This is a genomic window from Ruegeria sp. HKCCE4148 (genome assembly GCF_017872495.1).
Classification (GTDB): Bacteria; Pseudomonadota; Alphaproteobacteria; order Rhodobacterales; family Rhodobacteraceae; genus Ruegeria.
This window is the reverse complement of the sequence record NZ_JAEDOS010000005.1, coordinates 154,190-178,613: the sequence shown is the minus strand read 5'-3', so window position 1 is coordinate 178,613 and position 24,424 is coordinate 154,190. Positions and strand designations below refer to the sequence as shown.

Here is a 24,424-nt window from a genome sequence, read left to right as displayed (position 1 = left end):
ACTGACCTTCAAAACAGACACATCAGGATCGGAGCACGGTTCATGTCCATCCCTCAGTCCGGCGGCGGTCCGATCGAACGCCATGAGCAACTGGCCGAATATCTGGAATCAGGCTGCAAACCCAAAGAAGACTGGCGCATCGGCACCGAGCACGAAAAGTTCGGCTATTGCAAAGATACGCTGAAGCCGCTGCCGTTTGAAGGCAAACGCTCGATTGTGGCCGTGCTGGAAGGTCTGCGGGATCGCCATGGCTGGGGCGAAGTGCGCGAAGGCGACAAGCTGATCGGTCTTGAAAAAGACGGTGCAAATGTCAGCCTGGAACCCGGTGGCGCGCTGGAGCTTTCCGGTGCCCCGCTTGAGACGATCCACGAGACCTGCGATGAGGTAAACACCCACCTGCGTGAGGTGAAGGACATCGCCGACGAGATCGGCGTTGGTTTCATTGGTCTGGGCGCGGCCCCGATATGGACCCACGAGGAAATGCCGTTGATGCCGAAAGGGCGTTATCGGTTGATGAACGACTATATGGAAAAGGTCGGCACCATGGGCCGCGCCATGATGCGGCGCACTTGCACGGTTCAGGTCAATATCGACTTCGGGTCCGAGGCCGACATGGTGCAGAAACTGCGCGTTGCACTTGCGCTGCAACCTGTGGCGACCGCCTTGTTTGCCAATTCGCCTTTCTTTGAAGGCAAGCCCAATGGCCAGAAAAGCTGGCGCAGCCATATCTGGCGGCATCTGGACGACGCCCGGACGGGTATGCTGCCTTTTGTGTTCGAAGACGGCTTTGGGTTCGAACGGTACGTACAATATGCGCTGGATGTACCGATGTATTTTGTCTATCGCGACGGCCAGTATATCAACGCGCTAGGTATGTCGTTCCGCGACTTCCTCAAAGGGGAATTGCCTGCTCTGCCGGGTGAAACACCGACCCTCAGCGATTGGGCCGATCACCTGACCACGGCCTTCCCCGAAGCACGGATCAAGAAATACATGGAGATGCGCGGGGCGGATGGTGGCCCGTGGCGTCGCTTGTGTGCGCTGCCCGCCTTCTGGGTTGGTTTGACTTACGATCAGGGCGCGCTGGACGCGGCGTGGGATTTGGTCAAGGGCTGGGATGCGGAAACGCGCGAGGAACTGCGCGTGCAAGCTGCAGTCAATGGCCTTCAGGCGCAGGTCGGTGACATCAAAATGCACGATCTGGCGCGCGAGGTTGTTGCGATCTCTGAGGCCGGGTTGAAGGCCCGCGCGCGCGCCGGTGCTGGGGGGCTGGTCCCGGATGAGACACATTTCCTGAACGCGCTCAAGGAAAGCATCGACACTGGTAAGGTTCCGGCAGATGAGTTGCTGGATCACTACAATGGCGACTGGAATGGCGACCTGACCCGGATTTTCCCGGAATACAGCTATTGATCCGCACCGTCCCGCTTGCATTCGCGGGGCGGGGCCGATAGCAGGTTCTCGACAAAATTCAGAGGGCCGTCATGGACGATCTTAAGGCAAAATATCTGGGCCAAATCGCCGAAGCAGGCGACGAAAACGCGCTTGAGGCGATCCGCGTCGCGGCTGTCGGTAAAAAAGGCGAGGTCGCGTTGAAGATGCGCGAGCTGGGCAAGATGACGCCCGAGGAACGTCAGGTTGCAGGCCCCGCGCTGAACGCCCTGAAGGATGAGATCAACTCGGCGCTCTCTGCAAAAAAGGCCGCGTTGGCCGATGCCGCGCTGGATGAACGTCTGCGCACCGAATGGCTGGACGTCACCCTGCCGACCCGCGCGCGCCGTCAGGGCTCGATCCACCCGATCAGCCAGGCGACCGAGGAACTGACCGCGATCTTTGCCGAACTGGGCTTCTCGGTGGCCGAAGGGCCGCGGATCGAAACCGACTGGTACAATTTCGACGCCCTGAACATTCCCGGCCATCACCCCGCGCGGGCCGAGATGGATACGTTCTACATGCACCGCGCCGAGGGCGACAATCGCCCGCCGCATGTGCTGCGCACCCATACGTCTCCGGTGCAGATCCGGTCGATGGAGAAACAGGGCGCGCCGATCCGCGTGATCTGTCCGGGCGGCGTCTACCGCGCCGACTATGACCAGACCCACACGCCGATGTTCCATCAGGTCGAGGGGTTGGCGATTGATAAAGACATCTCGATGGCGAACCTGAAATGGGTTCTGGAAGAGTTCGTGAAAGCGTTTTTCGAGGTCGACGACGTCGAGCTGCGCTTCCGCGCCTCGCACTTCCCCTTCACCGAGCCGTCGGCCGAGGTCGATATCCGCTGTTCCTGGGATAACGGTCAGCTGAAGATCGGCGAGGGCGACGACTGGATGGAGATCCTCGGCTCCGGCATGGTCCACCCCAAGGTGATCGCCGCCGGTGGGATTGATCCTGAGGTCTATCAAGGCTTTGCCTTTGGTATCGGGATCGACCGCCTGGCGATGCTGAAATACGGTATTCCGGACCTGCGGGCGTTCTTTGATTCCGACCTGCGTTGGCTGCGGCACTATGGGTTTGCGGCGTTGGATATGCCGAACCTGCATGGTGGTTTGTCGCGGTGAGCAAAGACCGACGTGTTCGGAAGGCGATACTACAGCGATTTGAACAATCGCCAAACCAGTGGCTCCGACTAAAGCGAGCTTGGTCAGATGAGCATGGAAACCCCTTTGAGGATTCTCCTGACTGGTCTCGCGATGAGCTTTTTCAGATTTCGTTCTTAATGGACGAAGGTCTCTTCGAAGAAAAATATGAATCGAGTGCGACGTCGTCTTATCTCACTCCGGATGAGCCTGATGAATTTCGCTTGCGTTTGAATAGTAAGGGTTTTGATGAGCTTGAGAGACTGTCTCAGCCATTGTGGAAAAAATGGTTCGGTAACATTTTGTGCAACATCCCCACGGTTCTTGTTTCCGTTGTTACAGCGGTGTTGGTTGCGTGGGTGCTTAAAATTCTTGAACTTAGCTAAGTAGTTGAGGTTCTGCCTCGCGCGGAGCAAAGGCCGATAGGCCGCCGCGCTATCGGTCGTTCATTGCGGCGCCATTGGTTCAAGCCCAATGGGCGACACCGCCCGCACGGGCTGGCGATTTGTCTCCGCCAGCGCGACGTTCGAACAGCGCGCGGATTTGGCCTCCATAAACTACCCACCACCAATCAAGGATCGCCATCCCGCGGTCTGGCGACACCACTGCTTGTTACAGGTTCCCACGGGGTTGTGACGTGACTTGGCGCTCTGGCTGGCTAGGGTCAGGCGCATGATTTATCGACTGCTTTGCCTTCTGTTGCTGACCGCCTCACCCGCCTTCGCCATGGGACCATGGAACACCGACTGCCACGGCGACACGGCCTGTGAGGTCGGCGACCGCTCGTACCATGTGCTGGAACCCGAAGGATGGGACGGCGAAACGCCTCTGCCTGTGTTGCTGCATTTCCACGGCTGGGCGCGGCAGGGGACCGTGGTCGTGAACCATGAGCGCATTGCCGGAGCGACCAAGCTGCGGGGCGTGCTGCTGGTGGCCCCGAACGGGCTGGGCAAAAGCTGGAATTTCTGGACCTCGGACACTGGCGATGTGCCTTTTGCCGACCGGGTGCTGGAGGACGTGGCCAAGCGCTATCCGATTGACCCCGACCGCATCTATGTCTCGGGCTATTCCTTCGGCGGCGCGATGGCGTGGCGCTATGTGTGCCAGTCAGGCAACGACATCGCCGCTTTGCTGGCCGTTGCGGGCAGCATTCGCCAGACAGAAAACTGCCCCGAAGGCCCGCGTGAGGCGCGGCATGTGCATGGCCTCAGCGATACGGTGATGGATTTTCCTTATGGCGCGAATGGCGACACGACCTATCCGGTCTCGCTGTGGCGTGAAAAGTACAATTGCAACGGAGCAACCCCGCGCGGTGATTGGAGCGTAGTGCCGATCCTGACGCTCAGCCGCGTGGAATGGACCGATTGCGCACAGGGGCAGGTGGTGCTGGACACCCATCCGGGCGGGCATTTCATCCCGCATGGCTGGATCGGGCGTCAATTGGACGAGCTTTTGGGCCGCACCCCAACCTATCCATGACGCACAGCGCTTGCACCTTGGTCCATTCTTTGCCATTGCCTGTGCCGACTGGATATCTGCCAAAAAAGGCCCCGTGCAATGAAATTCACTCTGTCCTGGCTGAAAGACCACCTCGACACTGACGCTTCGGTTGATGAGATCGCCGAGGCGCTGACCGACCTTGGCCTCGAGGTCGAAGAGATCGTGAACCCGGCGGACCGGTTGGCAGGCTTTACGCTGGGCCATGTCAAACATGCCGAGAAACACCCGGACGCTGACAAGCTGCGGGTCTGCACGGTTGAAACAGATGAGGGTGATCTGCAAATCATCTGCGGGGCCCCGAACGCGCGTGAAGGCATCACCGTCGTGGTTTGCAAGCCGGGCATGTACATCCCCGGTCTGGATATCACCATCAGCGTCGGCAAGATCCGGGGCGTCGAAAGCTTTGGCATGATGGCCTCGGAACGTGAGCTGGAGCTGTCGGAGGAGCATGACGGCATCATTGAGCTACCCTCGGGTGAAGTTGGCGACAAATTTGTCGACTGGCTGGCCGAGAACGATCCGTCGAAGGTCGACCCGATGATCGAGATTGCGATTACGCCGAACCGGCCCGATGCGCTGGGCGTTGAGGGGATCGCGCGTGATCTGGCCGCGCGCGGTATCGGTACGCTGAAACAGCGTGACTATGCGCCGGTTCCCGGGGATTTCGAGTGCCCGATCAAGGTGAGCATTGACGAAGACACTTTGGACGGCGCACCGCATTTCACCGGGCGTTTGATCCGCGGTGTCAAGAACGGCCCCAGCCCACAGTGGCTGCAGGATCAGTTGAAAGCCATCGGTCTGCGCCCAATCTCGGCCTTGGTGGACATCACCAACTATATGACCTTCGACCACAACCGCCCGCTGCACGTGTTTGATGCGGATAAAGTGCAAGGCAACCTGCGGGTGCATCGCGCCAAAGGTGGCGAGACACTGGTGGCGCTGGATGAGAAAGAATACACCCTACAGCCAGGCATGATGGTGATTTCGGACGACAAAGGCCCGGAATCGATTGCCGGGATCATGGGGGGCGAGGAAACAGGCTGCACCGAAGAGACGGTTAACGTCTTCCTCGAAAGCGCGTTTTGGGATCATGTGCAGATTGCCCTTACGGGTCGCGCGCTCAAGATCAATTCGGACGCGCGGTACCGGTTCGAGCGCGGTGTTGATCCAGATTACACCCGTGAAGGGTTGGAACACGCAACCCAGATGATCCTGGATATCTGCGGCGGCGAAGCCTCCAACGTGGTCGAAGCGGGCAAGGCCCCGAACCACGGGCGGGCTTACAAGTTGGACGCGGCACGGGTGCAGTCTCTGGTCGGTATGGATATTCCGGAAAGCGAACAGCGTCAGACCCTGACCCGCCTGGGTTTCCGCCTTGAGGGTGAGATGGCTCATGTGCCAAGCTGGCGACCAGACGTTCTGGGCGAGGCCGATCTGGTGGAAGAGGTCGCGCGGATTGCGTCGCTGACCAAGTTGCAGGGCAAACCGCTGCCACGTGTGACGGATGGAATCCCGAAGGCGGTTATGACACCGACGCAGCGCCGCCAGTCCATGGCGCGCCGCACCTGCGCGGCGCTGGGCTACAATGAATGCGTGTCTTACACCTTCATCGATCAGGCGTCCGCAGCGCTGTTCGGTGGTGGCGACGATGCAACCCAACTGGAAAACCCAATCTCTTCCGAGATGAGCCACATGCGCCCGGATTTGCTGCCGGGTCTGTTGCAGGCCGCTGCCCGCAATCAGGCACGCGGCTATGCAGACGTGGCTCTGTTCGAGGTTGGCCCGGTGTTCCATGACGGTGAACCCGGCGACCAGAAAACCCAGATCACCGGCTTGCTGGTTGGGCGCTCCGGCCCCAAGGATGTGCACGGTGCTTCGCGGCCGGTGGACGTGTTTGACGCCAAGGCAGATGCTGAGGCTATACTGGCTGCCATCGGTGCACCGGCGAAGGTACAGATCCTGCGCGACGGGGATGCCTGGTGGCATCCGGGGCGTCACGGCAAGATTTGTTTGGGTCCGAAAAAGGTGCTGGGTGTGTTCGGTGAATTGCACCCGCGTGTGTTGCAGGCGATGGACATCAAGGGCCCAGCGATGGCGTTTACCATCTGGCCTGACGAGGTGCCTCTGCCCCGCAAATCAGGTGCCACCCGTGCCGCTTTGGAGCTGCGAGATCTGCAAGCGGTCGAACGTGACTTTGCCTTTGTCGTCGATGAAGGCGTCGAGGCGCTGACGTTGGTGAATGCTGCAGCGGGTGCTGACAAGGCGCTGATCGAGGATGTACGTGTCTTTGACGAATTCATCGGTGGCAGCTTGGGTGAAGGTAAGAAATCTCTGGCCATCACTGTGCGGTTGCAACCGACGGACACGACGCTGAAAGAAAAAGACATCGAGGCGGTGGCCGAAAAGATCATCGCCAAAGTCACGAAGGCGACCGGTGGCGTCCTGCGCGGGTAACTCAGGATCGCCATCGGCGATAGTATTCTTAAAAAGATGAAGGGGCCGACGACGCCTTTTCTGCGTTTGCGGAGAACTAAAGATGCTGAACGTTTACCTCTCGGGCGAAATTCACACCGACTGGCGGGAACAGATCATTGAGGGCGCGCAAGGGTTGGATATGACATTCAATAGCCCTGTGACCGATCATGCCGCCAGCGACGATTGCGGTGTGGCCATTCTAGGGGCCGAGCCGAACAAGTATTGGCATGACCACAAGGGCGCGATGGTCAATGCGATCCGCACACGCAAGGGGATTGCGGATGCGGACGTGGTGGTTGTCCGCTTCGGCGACAAGTACAAACAGTGGAACGCCGCCTTTGACGCAGGTTATGCGGCGGCGCTTGGCAAGTCGATCATCGTGCTGCACGGCCCTGATCATCAACACGCGCTGAAAGAAGTTGATGCTGCCGCGCTGGCCGTTGCTGAAGAACCTGCTCAGGTCGTTGAAATCCTGCGCTATGTTCTCATCGGCGCTTTGCCGGGCTGAGCAATGCGAGAAGGGTGCCGGCCAAGGCACCCTTTCATCTGCCAAGCCATTTAACCGCGCGCAGGTATGTTTTTGCCGCGTTGCACTGCCGGGCGCTGCATAAATCGGTCGACATAGGCGACGACATTGACGTGGTCGTCCCAGCCGACAACGTCTTTTGCGCCGTAGAAATCCAACGCATTCAGCCACGGGGCAAGGGCGATGTCTGCGACGGAAAACTCGCCAGCGATCCAGTCCTGCCCCTCCAACTGGGTGTTAACAACGTTTAAAAGGCGCTTGGCTTCGTTGAAATAGCGTTCGCGTGGGCGTGGATCTTCGATCTCGCTGCCTGCGAATTTGTAAAAAAAGCCAAGCTGACCGAACATTGGCCCAACGCCGCCCATCTGAAACATCAGCCATTGGGTGATACGGTGCTTGTCAGAGGCGCTTTGTCCCAGCAACTTTCCTGACTTCTCAGCTAGATACAGCAGGATCGCACCGCTTTCGAACAGGGCAAGCGGTTCACCGTCCGGGCCGTTGGGGTCAATAATGGCAGGGATTTTGTTGTTCGGATTCAGCGATAGAAACTCGGGGCTTTTGACATCTGCATCCGCGAGCGTTACCAGATGAGCCTCATAAGGCAGGCCGGTTTCCTCAAGCATGATCGATGCTTTGACGCCGTTTGGTGTCGGATAGGAGTAGAGTTGGATCTTGTCCGGGGATTGGGCAGGCCAGCGGGCCATAATCGGATGAGCTGTGTTGTCCGCCATTGGGGGCTCCTGTTTGAATATCTGTTGAAAGCTAGGGGCCAATCCGCCGTCATGTAAGCCCTTTGCCCTGTGCATCTCCGGTCAGGCCGTGTTTTTTGACGAACAACGGGGAAATCCGGCGAAACTCGCACCTAGACCGAAACGCAATCTTAGCTCACAATCCGGTGACCCCCCGCGAAAACCTCGCGGGTTTCTTGCTGTTGAAAGGAGATGCGCGTGGATGAGGTCGTAACACAGGTGGGCGAGTACGCCCCGCTGATCATGAATGCGGTCAAGGCGCTTGTCGTTCTGGTTCTGGGCTGGATTGTGGCTGGGGCAGTCGGAGGCATGGTGCGGCGTCGGATCAATTCCACTCCACATATCGATCCCACACTCGGGAACTTTATGGCGAGCCTTGTCAAATGGGCCATTCTGGCCATGGTTCTGGTTGCCGTCTTGGGCATATTCGGAATTCAGGCCACCAGTATCGTCGCCATTCTGGGTGCTGCGTCGCTGGCCATCGGTCTGGCGCTGCAAGGGACGCTCAGCGATTTGGCGGCTGGCGTTATGCTGGTGGTGTTCCGACCCTACAAGCTGGGCCAGTATGTGGATATCGGTGGCACGGCGGGGACGGTGAAGGACCTGAACCTCTTTACCACCGAGCTAGTGACACCAGACAATGTGCAGATCATCGTACCGAACGGTCAGTCCTGGGGTTCGATCATCACCAATTACTCTGCCCATGACACACGGCGTGTCGATCTGGTGTTCGGTATCGACTATGGCGACAGCGCTGACAAAGCGATGCAGATCATTCTGGATGTGGCCAAAGCTGACAGCCGTATTCACAGTGATCCTGAACCATGGGTCAAAGTCACGAACCTGGGCGACAGTTCGGTCGATCTGACGGCACGCCTTTGGTGCGATGCCGCCGACTATTGGGATGCGAAATTCGAGCTGACCAAAGCGATCAAGGAAGCCTTTGACGACAAAGGCATCTCGATTCCCTATCCCCACGCGGTGGAGATCCAGAAACAAGGCTGAGGGCTTCCGCCCGTCGATTGGGCGCTGGGATACTTTCGTTCCTTTGAGGCAGGCACCGCGCATTGGCGCGGTGCTTTTTTTGTGAGTTGCGGTGAATCAAAAAAGCGCCGCGCATATGGCGCGACGCTTTGCTCTCGTCTGAAAGGCGCCCTGGGAGAAGAGGCGCGGTCAGAGGCAGGAGCGTTCTTAGTTGAGCAGCGTTGTCGGGTCGACAACGTCAAGGTTTAGGGCAGTGCCAACCGCTTCGTAAGTCAGCTTGCCGGCGTGAACGTTCAGACCAGCCAACAGGTGCGCGTCGTCTTTGCAAGCCTGCTTCCAGCCCTTGCTTGCCAGCGACAGCATGAACGGCATGGTCGCGTTGCCCAGTGCAATGGTGGATGTGCGAGCAACCGCACCGGGCATGTTGGCGACGCAGTAGTGCATGATGCCGTCAACTTCGTACACCGGATCGGCATGCGTGGTGGCTTTGGACGTTTCGAAACAGCCGCCCTGGTCAATTGCGACGTCTACCAGAGCCGCGCCGGGCTTCATGGTTGACAACTGTTCGCGCGAGATCAGTTTCGGAGCTGCTGCGCCGGGGATCAGAACCGCACCGATCACCATGTCGGCTTCCTGAATCAACTCGGCGGTGGCACCGGCGGTCGAATACTGATTCTTGAAATGTCCGCCAAACACGTCGTCCAGATAACGCAAGCGCGGCAGCGAGCGGTCCAGGACGGTGACGTCAGCACCCATGCCGGCTGCGATCTTGGCTGCGTGCGTACCAACAACGCCGCCACCGATCACGATGACTTTGGCAGGGCCCACACCGGGTACGCCGCCCATCAGGACGCCGCGGCCGCCATTGGCCTTCTGCAGGGTCCACGAACCGACCTGAGGTGCCAGACGGCCCGCAACTTCGGACATTGGTGCCAGCAGAGGCAGGCCACCATTTGCATCGGTTACGGTCTCATACGCGATTGCGGTACAGCCCGACTCCAACAGGTCATGGGTCTGAGCCGGGTCGGGAGCCAGGTGCAGGTAAGTGAACAGCAACTGGCCTTCGCGCAGCATCTTGCGTTCAACGGCCTGAGGTTCCTTAACCTTTACGATCATGTCAGCCGTGGCAAACACTTCCTCTGCGGTGTCGATGATGCGCGCTCCTGCGGCAATGTAGGCGTCGTTGTCAAAACCGGCGCCGATACCTGCACCGCTTTCGATCAGTACTTCGTGACCGCGTGCGACCGCTTCCTGAGCAGCGTTGGGGGTCATGCCGACGCGAAATTCCTGGGGTTTGATTTCCTTGGGGCAACCGATTTTCATTGGGGTCTCCGTTCATAAGCTGCCTAAATTATGGGCAGTTTGGCTTGCAATTTCTGTGAAAGAAAACCTGCCATGGGAATTTTCTTTGGAAGAATTTCCTGTATATAGTAAAATTGTTGCAAAGGAATTGCGCGAATGGGCTTAGACACGACTGATAGAAAGATTCTGGCTGCTCTGCAGAAAAATGGCCGGATGTCGAACTCGGAGCTGTCTGACCAGGTCAACCTGTCCCCCTCCGCATGCCACCGGCGCGTTCAGCGTCTCGAGGTCGAAGGGTTCATTCGCAACTATGTGGCGTTGCTGGATGCTCGCAAGATGAACGTACCGACGACCGTCTTTGTCGAGATTACCCTGCAAGGCCAGGCCGAAGAGGTTCTGGATTCGTTTGAAAAGGCTGTAGCGCGTATCCCTGATGTATTGGAATGCCACCTGATGGCGGGAACTGCCGACTATATCCTGAAGGTGGTGGCAGAAAACACCGAGGATTTTGCGCGTATTCACCGGCAATACCTGTCGCGGTTGCCCGGGGTGGCGCAGATGCAAAGCTCTTTCGCTTTGCGCACTGTGTTCAAAACCACTGCACTGCCAGTCTGATCTTCAGGCTGGTCCAGGGTAGGTGAACATTATCAGATGCAACAGATTGAACCCGAAATGCATCGCAACCGGCACCCAAAGCCTCTGGGTTGCATAATACCCCAGCCCGCAAGCCAGCCCCAGGATGGAGGCAAAGATCACCAGCGCCGGACCTCCACCGAAATGAGCCACCCCGAACAGCACGCTGGCCGCGAGCATTCCGCCAGTGGCGCCCAGACGTGACGTGATCGCGGATTGCAGGTAGCCGCGAAAAAAGGCTTCCTCGGTCAGGCAGGTCAGAAACAGATTGGTTAGGGCAAAGATCAGCCACCAGGGCGGGATCGAAAATTCTGGTTGTATCGCATCCAAGGCCAAGCCCAAAACAAACAGTCCGGGCAAAAGCAACAGCCCTGCCATCAAAGCGCCAGTTTTGGTCGGAATCGCGTTGTGGAGAATGGCGGGCCAAGCCAGAAGAACGGCGAAGAAGACCATCGGCTTGTCCAGATTCAGATACATTGTGAAGCTCGCGCTGCCGGCGCCAGCCTGCACCTGATCCAGCACTTTCAGGTTCTGAAAACCGGGCAGAAGGTGCGCCCCCATGGCCAGACACCACAGGATTAAAAGCGCGTGTCCGGCGACCGCGATCCGGCCTTTCAGGTGCGGTAGAAAGGCGGCTCCGGCCAGTCCAAGGACCACTGCGGCAATCACCAAAGGTGACATCAGGTCAGTGGTCGATGCAATACTCACAAATAGAGCCAGCAGGGAGAGCGCAATAGCAGCGCGGCCTGCAAGCGCCATCACTTGTGCTGCGATCAGGATGAACCACGGCCAAATTACCGATAAAATAGAAAGAAAGAACGTCACGTGCTTTAGACCCTGTAAATCCAGACCGTCTTGCCGCACAAAATCGTGGCAATGCAAGCGTTCAAAGGAAGGCGCACTCTGCCATACCGCCTTGCGTCAATTCTTACGCTTGTATCCTTTGGTCCGGGCGTTCACATTCAGAGGAAAGACCATATACCCGCGCCCGTCTGAAATTTCAGAGGCTTCGGCAGATTTGGGCGTTGGTGCCTCTGTATCAATTTTTCTGATGACATCAGGCGTTTACACAGGCCCGATATGGTTCGAACCCGATAACAAAAAAGGAGCTGACCTTGGCTTACGAAAACAACGGTGGCACCAAAGACTGGCTTGAAGCCGAACTGGAAGACACGCTGGACGAAGATTTTGAGATCGAGTTCAGCGAGCCGATGTTGTCGATGGAAGTGCGGAAGATTTATCGGGAACAACACCCCGACATGCTGGACCGCAAGGTCTATTTCCGTAACCTGCTGCGTCTGCAGGCCGAACTGATCAAAGTGCAGGATTGGGTTCAGCACACCGGTGCCAAGGTTTGTATATTGTTCGAAGGTCGTGACAGCGCGGGCAAGGGGGGCGTTATCAAACGGATCACCCAGCGTCTGAACCCACGTGTCGCGCGTGTGGTCGCTCTGCCCGCGCCCAGCCGTCGCGAGCAGAGCCAGTGGTATTTCCAGCGTTACGTGCCGCATTTGCCTGCTGCGGGTGAGATCGTGTTGTTCGACCGGTCATGGTACAACCGCGCAGGCGTCGAACGGGTGATGGGTTTCGCGTCCGAGGATCAAGTTGAGCAGTTCTTTCAGGACGTTCCCGAATTCGAACGAATGCTGGTTCGCTCAGGGATTATCCTGCTGAAATATTGGTTCTCGATAACGGATGAAGAACAGCAATTGCGATTCCTCATGCGCATTCACGACCCGATGAAACAGTGGAAGCTGTCGCCGATGGATCTGGAATCCCGCATCCGTTGGGAATCTTATACCAAGGCGAAAGAGGATATGCTCTTCCGGACCAACATTCCTGAAGCCCCTTGGTACATTGTCGAAGGCAATGACAAAAAGCGCGAGCGGCTGAACTGTATCGAGCATCTTTTGACCAAAGTTCCATACACGGATGTGCCGCAGGAAAAAGTCAATCTGCCTGACCGCCGATATAACCCGGAATACGAGCGTCGCGTTTTGCCGGATGAATTGTACGTGCCAAAGATTTACTGAGAGCGCCATGCGGGGCGAGCCAGCCGCCCCGCATTTCAGGAACTATCAGGCTGCTTCCATCATGCAGCCTGTGCCATAAAAATTGAGCACATAGATATCGGCGTCATCGTTGCCGTCCAACCCGAAGCAGGAGTCATCAGGCGCATCGATCGGGGCCGTGTCATCGACTTCAACGATGTCCACCTCGTCGGTGTCTGAAACCTGGATGTTATTCTCGGCCATGTCCGGCGGCGTCATGTCGTCCGTTTCCAAGTGGAACTGATCAATCTGCGCCAGAACTTTATCCAGGAAAACTTCCAGTTCGACCAAGAAGGCTGCCACGTCGAAACATCCGTCGGGTTCTTCTCCGACAGGTGTCTCGGAGGTTGGCTCTGCGACGTCAGCGCCGGGTGATTCAGTGCCCGGTTCTTCGGGCTCAGTCACGTCAGTATCGGGCGTTTTGGTGACCGGATCTTCGGGTTCGGTCAAATCGGTGTCAGGCGTCTCGGCGTCCGGGTCTTGGGGGTCCGCCACATCGTCCACGGGTGGAATCGGAGCGTTGCCATTGTCCAACATCACAGCGCTGTCAGTGGCGGCGAAATTCTGAGTGACCATCACCGCGTCGAAACCTTGCATGTCACCTGTTTCAATGCCGATGCCAATATATTCGAAATCAGGGTTCAGGATGTTTGCTCGATGTCCCGGGCTGTTCATCAGGTTCTCGTGCAACTGCGCGACGTCATCACTGATGCCGGGCTCGCCGCGTTCTGATTGCCAGGCGATATTCTCGCCAGTGCGCCAGCTGCCGGACAGATCAAAACCTGCATCCTGCACACGCTGTGTCGCGCTGGAACCGCCCTGACCTGTATGGCTGAACGTGTCTGTGTCCAGCATCCAGCTGCTGTGATCTTCGGATGAGTCGTTCAGCTGTGTTTCAAGTTGCAGCGGGGTAAGCCCGCGTGATGTGCGTTCGGCGTTGATCAGCGCCAGCATTTCTTGCTCGATTTGACTTGCAGTCGACATGGTAGCCTCCGTTTGTAAGTGTCGTCCGGTTGGACGTCGCCAGTTACAAGCGGCTTGCTGAGGTCAGATAGAGGCGCAGAAATATTAGGCGAATTCTGGCGGGGCAATGCTACCAGAGCGGGATTCGCTGCGCTGCAAAATGCCGGGCAAAATGTTGCTGGTGGGGAAATGGCGGCTTGTCGCACACCTAGTACCACGAGTCAGCGAAAAAACCCGCCCCTGAAACGACAAACCCCCGGGCGGGGCCTCGGGGGTCGTCAAATAGTGTCATCCAAAACTGGATGAGGAAAGTCTTAGAGCAGACCTTCGCGCTGGGCTTTCTTGCGTGCCAGTTTACGGGCACGACGAATCGCTTCAGCTTTCTCACGCGCTTTTTTCTCGGACGGTTTCTCGAAATGTTGCTTCAGCTTCATTTCACGGAACACGCCTTCGCGCTGCAGCTTTTTCTTCAGGGCACGAAGCGCCTGATCGACGTTATTGTCGCGAACACTAACCTGCATGTGGTTGTCACCACCTTTCTAGATAGAGTTGCAAGGAAATTGCAGGAAGTGGCCGTATAGCAAAGCCGCCCTAACTTGTCTAGTACTGGTCCCGACAACCGGAGAACTGCCATGACGACCACTTATGAAGATGCAAAACAGCAGCTTTTGGATGCGATGCTGATCCATGTTCCCTTCGACGGCTGGTCGGAAACCAGTTTTCGCGCCACTATTTCCGATTGTGACCTGGATGATGGTCTGGCCCGTGCGATTTGTCCACGCGGGGCGGTTGATCTGGCGCTGGCCTATCATGCACGCGGCGATCAGGCGATGCTGAATCGCATCAAATCCGAAGATCTGAGCGACTTGAAATTCCGCGACAAGATTGCTGCGGCGGTTCGGTTCCGGTTGCAGGCTGTCGAAGACAAAGAGTTAGTGCGCCGTGGCATGACCCTGTTTTCCCTGCCGACCCATGCGGCGGATGGGGCCAAGGCGGTTTGGCAAACCTGCGACCTGATCTGGGATGCGCTGGGCGATACCTCGGACGATGTGAACTGGTATACCAAACGGGCCACTCTTTCGGGGGTTTACTCGTCGACGTTGCTGTTTTGGCTGGGCGATGACAGCCCCGATCACCAGCGCACCTGGGAATTCCTGGACCGCCGGATCGCAAATGTCATGGAGTTTGAAAAGCTCAAGGCGCAGGTACGCGACAATCCGGTGTTGAAACCGTTCTTGGCCGTTCCAAACTGGTTGGCCGGTCAAGTGAAGGCACCCATGAAAATGCGGGCTGACCTTCCGGGGATGCTGAACCCTCGAAAGTAGCGCATCTTGGCGCTAGGCCCCGGCCCGTATGCCTGCTAGGCATTGCGCAAAGGAGGTGCCTATGACCCAGATGATGCGCGCTGTTGAGATCACCAAACCGGGTGGTCCTGATGTTTTACAACTGACTGAACGTCCTGTTCCCGAGCCGGGTAACGGACAAGTTGTGCTGAAAGTAGCTTATGCCGGTGTGAACCGTCCTGATGCGTTGCAGCGCGCAGGGGCCTATGATCCGCCTCCGGGTGCCAGCGACCTGCCAGGGCTTGAGGCGTCGGGCGAAGTGGTCTCGGTCGGTGCGGGGGTCGAGGGGTTGTCGGTCGGCGACAAGGTTTGCGCGTTGTTGCCGGGTGGGGGTTATGCCGAATACGTGGCAACGCCCGCCGCGCATTGCCTACCGATCCCTGCAGGGATGGGAATGAAAGAGGCTGCTTGCCTGCCGGAAACCTTTTTCACCGTCTGGTCCAACGTGTTCACACGTGGTGGTCTGAAAGCGGGTGAGCGGTTTCTGGTCCATGGCGGCTCCAGCGGGATCGGGACAACGGCAATCCAACTGGCCAATGCTTTTGGTGCACGTGTCTTTGCGACCGCTGGGTCCGATGAGAAATGTGAGGCTTGCGTCAAGCTGGGTGCGGAAAAGGCAATCAACTATCGCGATGAAGATTTTGTGGCCACCATGCGGGCCGAGGGCGGGGCGAACCTGATCCTTGATATGGTGGGTGGGGATTACATCCCACGCAACGTCAAAGCATTGGCCGAGGATGGACGTCTGGTACAGATCGCTTTCCTGCAAGGTCCGAAGGTCGAGCTGAACTTTGCGATGATGATGGTCAAACGTTTGACCCTGACTGGCAGTACCCTGCGCCCGCAGAGCGATTTGGCCAAGGCACAAATTGCGCAGGATCTGCGCGAAGCCGTTTGGCCTCTGCTCGACGCTGGCAAAGTTGCCCCAGTTATGGACAGTGAATTTGAACTGGCCGAGGCGGCGGCAGCCCATGCGCGCATGGAAAGCTCTGGCCACATCGGCAAGATCGTCCTCAAGGTTGCGGACTAAGTGTCAAATGCGCGGGCTTGTCCCGCGCCTTCACGCAACCGCGCGGCGGTATAGATGCCATGTGGCGTGGCCCAGAACGGGTACTACCACGATCAGACCCAATAGCATCGGCAAGGCGCCCAGAAACAGCAGCGCCGCCACGGTGAAGCCCCATGTCAGGATGACGCCGGGGTTCTCACGCAAGACACGAAACGATGTCACAACCGCCACTGGCAGCCCCACCTTGCGGTCCAGCAGCAATGGAAAGCTGACAACGCTGACTGCCAATGCGCACAAGGCGAACACAAAACCAACAGCGGTTCCCGCGACAATCATCGTCCATCCCGCAGAAGTGGTGAGAACCTGTGTGGCAAATGCACTAAGGGATGCGGGTACTTCAGGGCCCATTGTATTAGTATGAATGGCTTGTGCGACCATCAGCCAGACCAAAAGCAGCATGACGAGGTAGAAGCCAAGTACCAGAATTGCACCGAAGGACGGTGATCTGAAGACACCGAACGCATCCAACCAATGCACTGCGCTGCCCTGTTCACGCTTGCGGCTAATCTCATAAAGCCCCACGGCGGCGACTGGCCCGATCAAGGCAAAGCCGGCGACAAGTGGAGCCAGAAGCGGCACCAGATTCATGTTCAAAGCAAAGCCGAACATCAAGAGCCCTGCGATCGGGTAGATCAACACGATGAACACGGCATCCGCCCGTGTTTCGAGAAAGTCGTCATAGCCCGCGCGCAGACAGGCGCGCAGGTCTTGCAGCGTCAAGGTTTGCACCATTGGCAGCTCTTTGGTGTCCGCGCTGCCCAGGCGCGAGACGCTTTCCGAGACATGATCACCTGCCGCCCCGAGATTTCGGGCGGTCCAGCTGATCGGGTTTCCGATTGTTTTGGCCATTTTCCTCCCCTTCCCTGGCGAAAACTGCGCCGCGGGGCGGATCCGGCATCACGTTGCCCGTGGCCGGACCAGCCGGCAACGCCTGACCCTAGTATAGCACAGATTTTCCAATTCCCGATCAATAGTCTGGCATCGGACGGATTGCCCTGCTTCGAAGTCATGTTAGCTTGAAATCCGGCAAGAGGAGGTCAGTATGCAGCAAACAGCAAAGACGGTCATGATTCACGAGTTTGGCGGCCCCGAAGTTTTGCGGATCGAAGACAGGGCAGTAGGTGAGCCTGGACCGGGGGAAATCCGCATTCGCCACGAAGCCTGTGGTTTGAACTTTATCGATGTTTATCAACGTACTGGCCTGTACCCCCTTGAGCTTCCTCATGCACTGGGCATGGAGGCGGCAGGTGTCGTTGAAGCTATTGGCGAAGGTGTAACGCACCTGCAGCCCGGACAACGGGCTGCGTATGCTTCAGCCCCGTCCGGTGCGTATTGCGAGGCCCGAGTGATGCCGGCAGCACAGGTTTGTCCACTGCCGGATGGCATTTCCTTTGACGCCGCCGCGGCGATGATGTTGAAGGGATTGACGGTAGAATATCTTTTTCACCGAACCACTCCGCTGAAACGGGGGGATACGGTGCTGTTTCACGCAGCAGCCGGTGGGGTAGGGTTGATCGCCTGCCAATGGGCGAAATCCGAAGGGATCACACTGATCGGGACGGCAGGAACGGATGAAAAATGCAGTCTGGCCCGGTTCAACGGGGCTGCGCATTGCATCAACTACCGAACCGAGAATTTTGCTGAGCGGGTAGCCGAGATTACCAAGGGCCAGGGTGTGGATGTGGTCATGGACTCGGTCGGGGCGGACACATTCGAAGGCTCGCTGGATTGTTTGAAACCGCTTGGCATGATGATTTCGTTCGGCAATGCTTCAGGCCCTGTGCCCCCCTTTAATATCGGTGTTCTGGGCCAGAAAGGATCACTGAAGATCACGCGCCCCACCTTGTTCACGCATATCGCGGATCATACGGTGTGTCAGGCAATGGCCCGCAGGCTATTCGGAAAGGTCGAAGGCGGAGAGGTCAAAATCCACGTGGATCAACGCTTTGGGTTGGATCAGGTGGCAGACGCGCATCGTGCGCTTGAAGCGCGACAGACAACCGGCAGCACGATATTGGACATCTAAAGAGCGACCCGGCTTAAAAAAGCCGGGTCCAACTTGCTTATTTGATATGCGTCAGAACCGATAGGAAGCCCGGATTTGCAGAGTCGTTGCATCAACATCGACGCCGCTTCCGTTGAAGTTGCTGAACTCGTGATAAAGCAGTTCTCCACCGATGCTCACATTGGGCGCCACGATCTGTTCGTAGCCAGCACCAATAAACCAACCATCATCGCTTCCGAGGTTGTCTGTTCCCGCTTCGGCGTAGCCCGCAATTCCGTAGAGCAGGCCCTGCGGGTTCACTTTATAGCCCGCCCGCGCTTTCAAACGCCATACATCTTCCACTGTGACTGGAACGTTGGACAAATCCACGTCCGTCCAGTCATAGTCAAACCCGCCACCGACGACCCAGTCGCCCAAATCATAGTCGTAACCTAGGATAATACCGCCGATCACGCCATCTCCGTCGACCCCGGACACGCTGGTGTCCACATCGACATAGCCCAGTTGCAGACCGCCGTAGAACCCTGTCCAGTTGCCCGAGGATTGCGCCATGGCTGATCCTGCAACAACGGTCGCTGCGGTAGTGATGAGAGCCAGTTTCTTCAATGTCATCTCATTTCCTTTCGCTTGTCACTCTGCTCCAGTGAGGCATTGCCCACTTATGAGGGTGGATACGATCCGGACGGGAAGCCGGATCATTCATATATATACATTCGGAAAGTGGAATACAAATTTGTATCCCAACGTCTCAACTTGGGTGAAACGTTGACGCTCTTAAAAGACCGAGCGCGTTTGGTGCTAAAAAGATAGGAAGAGAAGAGGGATATTCAAACGACATGCGGCGGCGGAACGCTCCGCCGCCGACACGCCTGACATTTTCAGCGGATTATTGCTCTTGCAGTTCCGCGGGGGTCTTGTCTGAGATGTTTTCCCAGTTCGCGCTTGCGCTTTCAATGAAACCCGGGATGTCGCCTTCCCAGCGTTCCTGGATGTCTTGCGACAGGTTCAGGTACAGTTTGTTGTCGACGATTTTCCAGTGGTTCGGGTCGCCGTCGAACTTGAAGCCCATGGCTGCGCCGAAGGCACAGTAGCCGCCGTATGCGGGCAGGTAGGCTTCGGGGTTGGCTTCAAAGGCAGCTTTGTTTTCTTCCGACGAGAAGCGGTACATCGCGTCGTTGTGCAAGGTGGTGATGCGGTAGTCGCCTTTGGTTGCTTCACCGGCGGTAAAGTAGGCAACCGGGTCATAGCCCTGCATCGCCAGACCAGTCGAGCTTGCGTTGATTTCCACACCTGCGGCCAGCGTCGAAGTTGCCAGCGCGACGGACAGTGCGACGCCGCCGATCAGAGATTTAAAAGTGTTCATTGCTTCACCTTTCGTGAATGGAGCCTCGTCAAAGCGAGAGCGAGGGCCCCGGTTGTTGTCCTGTGCGGACCGTAATTGACCGTCACGACAGCGATCTGGGAAGCGGGGCGATCACGTTCAAAACAATGAATTGTGAATGTGCAGCAGCAAAGTTGTTCTGTTCAAAATTGCAGGGTTAGCTGTTTGCGTCGGGCACAAGATCCAGAACAAAAGCGATGACTTTGCTGGCGGGCATTTCGCAGGGCCGCAACAAAGCGCCGCTGTTGCGGGTCTGGTACAGGTTCAGGCTGATGTAATCGGAACCGCCACGTTCATGGGCCACCAGCTTGTGTGATCTGCCGCCTGCCATGCGTTGACGCACGACACCATAGCTTCGACCGTGCGACGTGCCGGTGAAACTGCCCTCTGGCAGAGCATGAAACGCAGACAAAAATGCGTCGGTGACGGTCACGGTTTCCCGATTTTCGGTTCCGTTCCGGCCTTGATCCGCGCCACGTTCGAACTGTGCCGCCAGTAGATCATAAGCGTCAGGATGATCCCCAGTATAAAGGTCGAACCGTTTGTTAGCACCAACACCCAGGTGGTCGACAGCGCCGCTGCCGCAAGTGCGCCGACGGAAGAAATCCGCCAGATTGCCGCCGCAACCAGCCAGCTCAGGCAGCAGGCCACGCCAACGCGCCAATCCAGCGCCAGCCAAAGCCCCAGAAAGGTAGCCACACCTTTGCCGCCCTTGAAGCCCAGCCACATCGGGAAGCAATGCCCCAAAAACGCCATCAGCGCCGCGATCTGGGCCGCGTCTTCTCCGGCATAGGCGCGTGCGATCAGAACGGCAGCCGCCCCCTTGGCAGCATCAAATAGCAGCGTCAGGGCCGCAGCGGCCTTGTTGCCGGTGCGCAGAACATTTGTGGCCCCAATATTGCCCGACCCAATTTCGCGCAGGTTGCCCAGCCCCATGACTTTGGCCAGGATCAGCCCAAACGGAATGGACCCAAACAGGTATCCAATCACTGCCCAAAAGAACAAGTCTTCTGCCGTATTTACGATAATGGGCATCAGGGTCTCCGAAACACTGCTTGGCCAGCTACATAAGTCGCAAGGACCTTACCTTGCATCCGCTGGCCGTCAAATGGCGTGTTTTGCGATTTGGATTTTAGGGCGAACCGATCAAGCACAAAAGGCACATCCGGGTCGAACAGAACCAAATCTGCCGGGGTGCCATTGGACAGGCGACCACTGTCCAGTCCCAACCGCTTTGCAGGGTTGAGCGCCAAGGCCTTAAACAGTGTCGGCAAGTCCAGTTGATCTGCGTGATACAAGCGAAGTGCTGCGGGCAGCAGCGTTTCCAATGCCACTGCACCCGAGGCCGCTTCTTCAAATGGCAGGCGCTTGCTTTCTTCGTCCTGTGGGGTGTGCATCGAACTGATGATGTCAATCAGCCCTGTTCGAACTGCCTCGATTGCCGCTTGCCTGTCGTCCTCGGAGCGCAGCGGCGGCTTGACCTTGAAGAAGGTGCGATAGTCTGCCACGTCCAACTCGTTCAGGGTCAGATGGTGGATCGACGTGCCGGCAGTGATGTCCAGTCCATTGCACTTGGCGCGCTCCAGCGCGGGCAGGGCGCGGGCAGTTGTGATCTGATCAGCATGGTAAGCGGCCCCGGTCATTTCCAGCAGGGCGATGTCACGGTCCAGACCCATACGTTCGGCCATTGGCGACACGGCGGGCAAGCCGCGGAGGGCCGCGAACTTGCCGCTGGTCGCAGCCGCCCCTGCGCTGAGCCCCGGTTCCTGCGGGTGGGCAATCACCAGCGCGCCGCAGGACTTCGCATAAGTCAGCGCGCGAGAAAACACCTTGGTATTGGTGATGACGTGATCGCAATCGGTAAAGGCCACGGCACCCGCATCCTGCAAAAACCCGATCTCGGTCATCTCGCGCCCCTCGCGCCCCTTGGTCAGGGCGGCCATCGGCAGCATATTGACCGGAGTATCGGCTTGCGCCCGGCGGGTGATGAATTCCAGCGTTTCCGGCGTATCTATCGCAGGGCTGGTGTCTGGCCGGGTGACAATGGTGGTCACCCCTCCGGCCGCAGCGGCCAGGCCAGCGGATTTATAGCTTTCCTTATGGCGTTCACCGGGTTCGCAGACTTTCACACCGATATCTATGATGCCCGGCGCCAGACACTTGCCGTTGCAATCGATGATCTGCCCGTCTGAACCCGGCGCGTTTCCTTCCCCTCGGGCAACAATCCGGCCATCGGCCACTTGAAGCCAGCCCGTCGAGGTCGTACCGGCCTCAGGGTCGATCAGGCGAGCGTTGGTGAAGAGAACGGTGCTCATGGTATGGCCCTTTCGATGGTGGCTTTGGTGGCGGCAGGGTCGGCCTGATATTTGATCAGGTGCTTATCGCCGCTTTTGGTGACGACTTGAACAAAGCTGCCCATGGTGTTGACCGCTTGGATCTGATTCAGAGGCACCTTGCGTGGACCAGGTCCGGTCAGGGTCGTGTCCGACATTTCCCAATTGGCGACCAGCTCTTCCGAGGCCAGATACCAGGCGCGGATGCCAATGGCGGCCAGACCTGCGGGTGCTCCGGTCCAGATATAAGGATTTCCGATCAGCCACAGAACGAGCATGGCACCGGCCATGCCAAAAGCGGCCAGCCATGCGTTGGTACGGAAATAGGCCCCTTTATCCGGGGCGAAGATCACAGAATCAGCCATAAGATGCCTCCGATGGCCACAAGCGCGGCCAATGCCAGGATAGCTGACCCGATACGGCGGGGCTGGTCATCCGTTGGAGCGGCTTGCGGTGCCGAAAAAGGCTTGGCGCTTTCGGTTTCGATGACCCCTCCGGTCCAGTTTGAGGTCTCTTCTGTGAACAGGCCGATCAGCCGCAGACGAGGGTCTGGCTTCAACATCGCCGGGCGTCCTTGGAACGCAGCGCTGCGCAAGACCATAACCCAGCCGTCTATCGCGGACAGAGCGTCCTTATCCAACTGATCTGCGGACACGCCGCAGCCTTCGGTCAGATAGCCATACAGCCCTAGGTCTTCCAGATCGGAGACCGGGAATATATCGATCTGCGCGGGGTCCAGCCCGTCCACCCCAAGCACCTGATCGGCGGCACCCGGTTCGCGCAGGAACTTTGCCTCTTCCGGGCGCATGTCCAGCCTGAACAGGCGCAAGACGCCGCGTTCGTGGGGGGCGACGGTCAGATCGCTCATGCGGCCTCGCGCAGGTTGCGTGCCAGCAGATCCATCGCGGCCATACGAACGGCGACGCCCATTTCCACCTGTTCCTGAATGACGGACCGGTTGATGTCATCGGCCAGCGTGCCGTCGATCTCAACGCCTCGGTTCATCGGGCCGGGGTGCATGACAATGGCATCAGGCTTGGCTTGCGCCAGCTTTGCGGCATCCAGACCATAGCGGTGATAATATTCGCGTTCCGAGGGGATGAACCCGCCATCCATCCGCTCTTTCTGAAGACGCAGCATCATGACGACATCGACGTCCTTTAGACCCTCGTTCATGTCGCCATAGATCTCGGCCCCGAACTCGGCAAACTGGTTGGGCACCAGTGTCGGCGGGCCAATCAGGCGAATACGGTTTTCCATTTTGCCCAGCAGGATCAGGTTTGATCGCGCGACGCGGGAATGGGCCACGTCGCCGCAAATCGCAATATTCAGCCGGTGCAGGCGTCCCTTGGCGCGTCGGATGGTCAAGGCGTCCAACAGGGCCTGTGTGGGATGCTCATGCTTGCCGTCGCCCGCGTTCAGAACAGCGCAATTGACCTTTTGCGCCAGCAGATCGACCGCGCCGGAATGCGGATGCCGTACCACCAGCAAATCAGGATGCATTGCGTTCAATGTCATCGCCGTGTCGATCAGGGTTTCACCCTTTTTGATCGAGCTGGCCTGCATTGCCATGTTCATCACATCCGCACCCAGGCGCTTGCCTGCCAGTTCGAAACTGGCTTGCGTGCGGGTCGAGTTTTCAAAGAACATGTTGATCTGGGTCAGCCCCGACAGAACGTCCGAATGCTTGGTCGACTGGCGGTTCATGTCGACATAGGTCTCGGCCAGATCCAGAATTTCGGTGATATCGGATTGGGACAGATGCTCGATGCCAAGAAGGTGACGATGGGCGAAACGCATGGGCGGGCTCCTGTCTGACAATCGGGCCGCTTATAGGAAGCTGTGCGGCCCAAGGCAACCTAAGGTTCCGTGCCCTCTGGCAGTTTTTCGCAGCCGCCCTCGGGCAGGCATTGTTCACCCGGCTTGCACCATTTGCCATAACCGCAGTCGATGGCCTTGATCGGCACGCAGCCCTGATGGGCCGAACATTTGAAGCCGGGGCGGCATTGCGACCCGGTTTCTTCGCACAAGAACCACCCCGGGCGGGAACAGCCCCCGCCGGGCAGGCAGGACGAGCCACGCGCGCAGGTGCGGCCATCGTCGCAAGTTTTAGGCGGTGTTGTGTCCAGGTCGGGTTTGATCCGCTCGCATTCGCCGCGCCCGTTGCAAAAGCTGTTGCCGGGGCAATCCAGACGAGATGTGCATTTGTCTGCACCAGCGGGCGCGCATCTGGTTCCGCCCGCCACGCAGCGCTCGAACGGGCCACAGCTGCGCCCACCACCGCAATAGGTTCCGCCCAGTGGAATGCAGTGACCATCAAAGCTGCATCTTTGCCCGCCCGAACAGCAGGTGCTGCCGCATTTGAACTGACCGGCACGGCACTGCCCATGTGTGTCGTGAAACGTCGCCAAAGCCGGATCGCCGGTAAGGGCCACCACAAACCCGAGCAGGAGGAATCGCAGAATTCTGAGCATCGCGCGCTGATGGTCGGCGCGACAGAGCGACCGATCAAGCCCTATTCGCTTTCCCTCAGC

27 protein-coding genes are annotated in these 24,424 nt (G+C 58.0%); 12 read left to right on the top strand and 15 right to left on the bottom strand.

What is annotated here, in order from left to right; translation table 11 throughout:
• Nucleotides 1–42 precede the first annotated feature (42 nt).
• The 6 genes from I9187_RS15720 to I9187_RS15695 all read left to right on the top strand — a co-directional run bounded on the left by I9187_RS15720 (nt 43) and on the right by I9187_RS15695 (nt 7,059).
• Complete coding sequence (locus tag I9187_RS15720) at nt 43–1,413, top strand: glutamate--cysteine ligase (protein WP_171178998.1); 1,371 nt, start codon at nt 43–45, stop codon at nt 1,411–1,413.
• 71 nt (nt 1,414–1,484) lie between these two features.
• A complete protein-coding gene (gene pheS / locus I9187_RS15715; protein ID WP_171179000.1) occupies nt 1,485–2,558 on the top strand; it encodes a phenylalanine--tRNA ligase subunit alpha in 1,074 nt (357 codons plus the stop codon).
• Nucleotides 2,555–2,962, top strand: a complete 408-nt coding sequence (locus I9187_RS15710) for a hypothetical protein (RefSeq protein WP_171179002.1) — start codon at nt 2,555–2,557, stop codon at nt 2,960–2,962. The genes pheS and I9187_RS15710 overlap by 4 nt, the downstream gene beginning before the upstream one ends.
• Before the next feature lie 286 nt (nt 2,963–3,248).
• Nucleotides 3,249–4,055 (top strand): prolyl oligopeptidase family serine peptidase, encoded by an 807-nt coding sequence (locus I9187_RS15705; protein WP_171238509.1) that lies wholly within the window; start codon nt 3,249–3,251, stop codon nt 4,053–4,055.
• A gap of 78 nt (nt 4,056–4,133) precedes the next feature.
• A complete protein-coding gene (gene pheT / locus I9187_RS15700; protein WP_171179005.1) occupies nt 4,134–6,530 on the top strand; it encodes a phenylalanine--tRNA ligase subunit beta in 2,397 nt (798 codons plus the stop codon).
• Between the two features lie 82 nt (nt 6,531–6,612).
• The gene (locus I9187_RS15695) at nt 6,613–7,059 is read left to right on the top strand and encodes a YtoQ family protein (protein WP_171179007.1); all 447 of its coding nucleotides are present in this window, start codon (nt 6,613–6,615) and stop codon (nt 7,057–7,059) included.
• Nucleotides 7,060–7,109: 50 nt separating this feature from the next.
• Here I9187_RS15695 and I9187_RS15690 read toward each other — a convergent pair whose 3' ends face one another.
• On the bottom strand, nt 7,110–7,808 hold the full coding sequence (locus I9187_RS15690; RefSeq protein WP_171179009.1) for a glutathione S-transferase N-terminal domain-containing protein: 699 nt from the start codon (nt 7,806–7,808) through the stop codon (nt 7,110–7,112).
• Nucleotides 7,809–8,024: 216 nt separating this feature from the next.
• Between I9187_RS15690 and I9187_RS15685 the strand changes: the two genes are divergently transcribed.
• Nucleotides 8,025–8,831, top strand: coding sequence for a mechanosensitive ion channel domain-containing protein (locus I9187_RS15685; RefSeq protein WP_171179011.1), 807 nt, complete (start codon nt 8,025–8,027; stop codon nt 8,829–8,831).
• 186 nt (nt 8,832–9,017) lie between these two features.
• Here I9187_RS15685 and ald read toward each other — a convergent pair whose 3' ends face one another.
• Nucleotides 9,018–10,133 carry an alanine dehydrogenase gene (gene ald, locus I9187_RS15680; RefSeq protein WP_171179013.1) on the bottom strand — a complete coding sequence of 372 codons (1,116 nt, stop codon included), beginning with the start codon at nt 10,131–10,133 and terminating at the stop codon, nt 9,018–9,020.
• A gap of 135 nt (nt 10,134–10,268) precedes the next feature.
• Here ald and I9187_RS15675 point away from each other — a divergent pair, with 135 nt between their 5' ends.
• The gene (locus I9187_RS15675) at nt 10,269–10,727 is read left to right on the top strand and encodes an Lrp/AsnC family transcriptional regulator (protein ID WP_171179015.1); all 459 of its coding nucleotides are present in this window, start codon (nt 10,269–10,271) and stop codon (nt 10,725–10,727) included.
• A gap of 3 nt (nt 10,728–10,730) precedes the next feature.
• Here the strand turns inward: I9187_RS15675 and I9187_RS22210 are convergent, their stop codons facing one another.
• Nucleotides 10,731–11,570, bottom strand: a complete 840-nt coding sequence (locus I9187_RS22210; protein WP_209940240.1) for a CPBP family intramembrane glutamic endopeptidase — start codon at nt 11,568–11,570, stop codon at nt 10,731–10,733.
• Between the two features lie 290 nt (nt 11,571–11,860).
• Here I9187_RS22210 and ppk2 point away from each other — a divergent pair, with 290 nt between their 5' ends.
• Nucleotides 11,861–12,778, top strand: coding sequence for a polyphosphate kinase 2 (gene ppk2, locus I9187_RS15665; protein WP_171179019.1), 918 nt, complete (start codon nt 11,861–11,863; stop codon nt 12,776–12,778).
• Between the two features lie 45 nt (nt 12,779–12,823).
• Here ppk2 and I9187_RS15660 read toward each other — a convergent pair whose 3' ends face one another.
• Both I9187_RS15660 and rpsU read right to left on the bottom strand, forming a co-directional pair.
• Complete coding sequence (locus I9187_RS15660; protein WP_209940239.1) at nt 12,824–13,780, bottom strand: CAP domain-containing protein; 957 nt, start codon at nt 13,778–13,780, stop codon at nt 12,824–12,826.
• Between the two features lie 293 nt (nt 13,781–14,073).
• Nucleotides 14,074–14,280 carry a 30S ribosomal protein S21 gene (rpsU, locus tag I9187_RS15655; RefSeq protein WP_005614280.1) on the bottom strand — a complete coding sequence of 69 codons (207 nt, stop codon included), beginning with the start codon at nt 14,278–14,280 and terminating at the stop codon, nt 14,074–14,076.
• Between the two features lie 111 nt (nt 14,281–14,391).
• On the opposite strand from rpsU, the gene I9187_RS15650 reads away from it, so the two are divergent.
• Entirely contained in the window at nt 14,392–15,084 is a 693-nt protein-coding gene (locus I9187_RS15650; RefSeq protein WP_171179028.1) for a COQ9 family protein, read from the top strand.
• A gap of 61 nt (nt 15,085–15,145) precedes the next feature.
• The gene (locus I9187_RS15645) at nt 15,146–16,132 is read left to right on the top strand and encodes an NAD(P)H-quinone oxidoreductase (RefSeq protein ID WP_171179030.1); all 987 of its coding nucleotides are present in this window, start codon (nt 15,146–15,148) and stop codon (nt 16,130–16,132) included.
• Nucleotides 16,133–16,162: 30 nt separating this feature from the next.
• Here I9187_RS15645 and I9187_RS15640 read toward each other — a convergent pair whose 3' ends face one another.
• The gene (locus I9187_RS15640) at nt 16,163–17,020 is read right to left on the bottom strand and encodes a DUF2189 domain-containing protein (protein WP_171179032.1); all 858 of its coding nucleotides are present in this window, start codon (nt 17,018–17,020) and stop codon (nt 16,163–16,165) included.
• A 193-nt stretch (nt 17,021–17,213) separates the two neighbouring features.
• Between I9187_RS15640 and I9187_RS15635 the strand changes: the two genes are divergently transcribed.
• Nucleotides 17,214–18,197 carry a quinone oxidoreductase gene (locus tag I9187_RS15635; protein WP_171179034.1) on the top strand — a complete coding sequence of 328 codons (984 nt, stop codon included), beginning with the start codon at nt 17,214–17,216 and terminating at the stop codon, nt 18,195–18,197.
• 51 nt (nt 18,198–18,248) lie between these two features.
• Here the strand turns inward: I9187_RS15635 and I9187_RS15630 are convergent, their stop codons facing one another.
• The 9 genes from I9187_RS15630 to I9187_RS15590 all read right to left on the bottom strand — a co-directional run bounded on the left by I9187_RS15630 (nt 18,249) and on the right by I9187_RS15590 (nt 24,364).
• Nucleotides 18,249–18,788 carry a porin family protein gene (locus I9187_RS15630; RefSeq protein WP_171179036.1) on the bottom strand — a complete coding sequence of 180 codons (540 nt, stop codon included), beginning with the start codon at nt 18,786–18,788 and terminating at the stop codon, nt 18,249–18,251.
• A 274-nt stretch (nt 18,789–19,062) separates the two neighbouring features.
• Nucleotides 19,063–19,539 (bottom strand): YHS domain-containing (seleno)protein, encoded by a 477-nt coding sequence (locus I9187_RS15625; RefSeq protein ID WP_171179037.1) that lies wholly within the window; start codon nt 19,537–19,539, stop codon nt 19,063–19,065.
• Between the two features lie 175 nt (nt 19,540–19,714).
• The gene (locus I9187_RS15620; RefSeq protein ID WP_171179039.1) at nt 19,715–19,990 is read right to left on the bottom strand and encodes a hypothetical protein; all 276 of its coding nucleotides are present in this window, start codon (nt 19,988–19,990) and stop codon (nt 19,715–19,717) included.
• Nucleotides 19,987–20,592, bottom strand: coding sequence for a glycerol-3-phosphate 1-O-acyltransferase PlsY (gene plsY, locus I9187_RS15615; protein ID WP_171179041.1), 606 nt, complete (start codon nt 20,590–20,592; stop codon nt 19,987–19,989). Before plsY ends, I9187_RS15620 begins: the two co-directional genes overlap by 4 nt.
• Entirely contained in the window at nt 20,592–21,872 is a 1,281-nt protein-coding gene (pyrC, locus tag I9187_RS15610) for a dihydroorotase (protein WP_171179043.1), read from the bottom strand. The genes plsY and pyrC overlap by 1 nt, the downstream gene beginning before the upstream one ends.
• Entirely contained in the window at nt 21,869–22,255 is a 387-nt protein-coding gene (locus I9187_RS15605) for a hypothetical protein (RefSeq protein WP_171179045.1), read from the bottom strand. The genes pyrC and I9187_RS15605 overlap by 4 nt, the downstream gene beginning before the upstream one ends.
• A complete protein-coding gene (locus I9187_RS15600; RefSeq protein WP_171727880.1) occupies nt 22,240–22,758 on the bottom strand; it encodes a hypothetical protein in 519 nt (172 codons plus the stop codon). The genes I9187_RS15605 and I9187_RS15600 overlap by 16 nt, the downstream gene beginning before the upstream one ends.
• Complete coding sequence (locus tag I9187_RS15595; protein ID WP_171179051.1) at nt 22,755–23,690, bottom strand: aspartate carbamoyltransferase catalytic subunit; 936 nt, start codon at nt 23,688–23,690, stop codon at nt 22,755–22,757. The genes I9187_RS15600 and I9187_RS15595 overlap by 4 nt, the downstream gene beginning before the upstream one ends.
• A gap of 59 nt (nt 23,691–23,749) precedes the next feature.
• A complete protein-coding gene (locus I9187_RS15590) occupies nt 23,750–24,364 on the bottom strand; it encodes a scavenger receptor class F, member 2 (RefSeq protein WP_171179053.1) in 615 nt (204 codons plus the stop codon).
• Nucleotides 24,365–24,424: the final 60 nt, after the last annotated feature.